Origin of the sequence: Saccharopolyspora sp., from assembly GCF_017434145.1 — a bacterium.
Classification (GTDB): Bacteria; Actinomycetota; Actinomycetes; order Mycobacteriales; family Pseudonocardiaceae; genus Saccharopolyspora_C; species Saccharopolyspora_C galaxeae.
Map to the genome: position 1 here is coordinate 1 of NZ_JAFRFW010000849.1, position 2,180 is coordinate 2,180.

Here is a 2,180-nt window from a genome sequence, read left to right on the forward strand (position 1 = left end):
GTAGCGCAGCGCGGAACGCCGCTGCCAGGTCTCGCCCAGCCAGCCCGGGAACGCCGAGTCGTCGCCCACCGGCACCCGGCTCATCCACCCGGCGACCGCCACGTCGTAGGAAGCGGTGTGCCGGAACGCCTCCGCGGCCAGCTCCACCCGCTCGGCGTGGGTGAACCCGCCGCCGCGCACCTGCTCCAGCAGCCATTCGTAGCGGCTCGGGTCGACCACGACGGCCATGTTGGCGTGGTTCTTCGCCGAAGCCCGCACCATCGCGGGACCGCCGATGTCGATCTGCTCGATCACCTCGTCCGGCTCGGCGCCGGAGCCGACGGTGCGCACGAACGGGTAAAGGTTCACCACCAGCAGGTCGAACGCCGGGATGTCGAGGCGCTCCAGCTGCTCGGCGTGCTCGGGGCGGCGCAGGTCAGCCAGCAGCCCGGCGTGCACCCGCGGGTGCAGCGTCTTGACCCGCCCGTCCAGCGCCTCCGGGAAGCCGGTGAGCTCTTCGACCGGGGTGACCGGCACCCCCGCGTCGGCGATCGCGCGGGCCGTGCCACCGGTGGAGACGATCTCGACGCCTGCCGCGTGCAGCCCGGTGGCCAGGTCCAGCAGGCCGGACTTGTCCGACACGCCGATCATCGCCCGGCGGACCGGACGGCGTTCCTGCGAGTCCGCCCGGAGCTGCGGTTCCTGCGAATTCTGCGTCACGGGATGTTCACCTTCCGTCCCTGCACGGTCCAGCCGTGCCGTGCCAGCCGTTCCAGCGTGTCCACCAGCAGCCGCCGCTCGACCGCCTTGATCCGTTCGTGCAGGCTCGCCTCGTCGTCCGCGGGCAGCACCGGAACCGCTTCCTGCGCCAGGATCGGGCCGGTGTCCACGCCTGCGTCGACCACGAACAAGGTGCAGCCGGTGACCTGCACGCCGTAGTCCAGCGCGTCGCGCACCCCGTGCATCCCGGGGAACGACGGCAGCAGCGCCGGATGGCTGTTGAGGTAGCGGCCGCCGAAGCGCTCCAGGAAGCGTTCACCGGCGAGCTTCATGAACCCGGCGGACACGACCAGGTCCGGTTCGTATTCGGTGCAGGCGGCGGTCAGCGCCGCGTCCCAGTCCTGCCTGCTGTCGTGCTCGGCGACCCGCTGCACGAAGGTCGGGATGCCTGCGCGTTCGGCGCGGGCGAGCCCTTCGACGCCGGAGCGGTCCGCGCCGACCGCCACGACCCGCACCGGGTAGTCCGGCCGGTCGGTCGCGTCCAGCACGGCCTGCAGCAGGGAGCCCGAGCCGGAGACCAGGACCAGCACGCGCGCCGGGTCGGCGGGGCGGAACCGGGTGATCCCGGTGTCCTGCCCGGTGTCCTGCGCAGTGGCTGCCGCGGGGTCCGGACCGGCCGCGTTCGATGCGGGGGTGCTCAGCTCTGGCTCCTGACAATGCCTGGTCACGATCTCACCCAGCAGCGTAAGCGGCCCTCGGGCGGGAACCGCCGCCAGGTCCCGGGCGAGTGGTCCAGCCCTCAGTCCGCGGGCTCGTGCCGCGCAGCCGGCCGGGATGCGCCAGGACGGGTCCGGCGCCCGCCGGTCAGTTCCGCGGGTCGCCGGTGGTGTCGGCCTGCTGGACTCGGCGGATCAGGTCGGCCCATTCGACCTCGTCGGGATCGAGTTCGTCCCTCGGGTCCACCTCTTCGAGTTCGTCCTCGCGGACCGCCTCGTCGAGTTCGTCCTCGCGGATCGCCTCGGCGGGTTCGCCCTCGGAGTCCGCGGCGTCGCCGCCGGACTCGGCTTCCGCCGGCGCGTCCGGATCTTCGTCAGGCGCGGAGTCCGCGGCGACGTCCGGGTCGTCGTCCGGCCCGGCATCTTCGGTGGTTTCCGGCTCGTCGTCCGCGGCGACCTCGGTCGCGCTCCGCGGTGCCGCGACCCGCACCTCTTCGTCGAACCCTGCCGGGAACAGCAGCGCGACGAGCGCGGCGGGCGGCAGCAGCCAGCCGAACGTCGCCAGCCCCAGCACCACCGGGTGCACCGTGATCGACTCGTAGCTGCCGCCTCCGGCGCTGCCACCGGCCAGGATCCCGATCAGGAACACTCCCAGCGCCGAGACCAGCACCGCCACCGCTGCGGACCGGAGCCGCTCCCGCCGGGACCCCGGCTCGCGACCGCAAGTGAAGCCCACGAACGCGCCCACCGCGACCGGCAGCAGCA

Annotated in this window: 1 protein-coding gene and 2 pseudogenes; all 3 read right to left on the reverse strand. The window is 73.2% G+C overall.

The annotated features are described in order from the left end of the window. Nucleotides 1–630 (reverse strand): annotated as a pseudogene (purH, locus tag IJH84_RS23125) (bifunctional phosphoribosylaminoimidazolecarboxamide formyltransferase/IMP cyclohydrolase); the annotation flags it as partial. 65 nt (nt 631–695) lie between these two features. Next, nucleotides 696–1,322, reverse strand: a complete 627-nt coding sequence (gene purN / locus IJH84_RS23130; RefSeq protein ID WP_295148955.1) for a phosphoribosylglycinamide formyltransferase — start codon at nt 1,320–1,322, stop codon at nt 696–698. Nucleotides 1,323–1,563: 241 nt separating this feature from the next. Then, nucleotides 1,564–2,180: pseudogene (locus IJH84_RS23135) on the reverse strand (hypothetical protein); the annotation flags it as partial.